Raw genomic sequence first — 382 nt, 5'->3', positions numbered from 1 at the left:
GGGTTCCATCCGGGGAAAGGCTGATATCCACGGGGTAGCCGGTCTCTCCGTTTAGCAGCGCCTTGATCTTTACATCCAGAACGCTTCCGTCATTCTTATAAAAATAGATGTAGTTTGAGGTTGAGTCCTCCAGGATCGCCGCGACCACACCATGAGCAGAGACCGTGGCCTTAATGATGGGAAGCAGCGTAGTCGCCGTCCCCGTAGGCCCCGACTTATCAAATATGTAGATGCTGTTGCCCTGCTGATCCGCCACCGCCGCATAATTACCGTTGACACACGCAGTGGGCGACTTCATCTCAAAGCTCTGGACCCAGATCTCTTTTCCCTGGTTATCAATGTAGGAGGCTCCATCCTTGCTGTATTTTAAGACGTTGCCGCC

General features: G+C 52.9%; 1 protein-coding gene. It reads right to left on the bottom strand.

Annotated elements, in window-relative coordinates; genetic code table 11:
* Positions 1–382: DUF5711 family protein (locus NE664_15700; protein MCQ4728078.1), on the bottom strand; the 382-nt coding region annotated here is incomplete at both ends.

It is taken from the genome of Anaerotignum faecicola, assembly GCA_024460105.1.
Lineage (GTDB): Bacteria > Bacillota > Clostridia > Lachnospirales > Anaerotignaceae > JANFXS01.
Note: the sequence above shows the minus strand (reverse complement) of the source record. Positions and strands in the feature narration are given on the sequence as shown.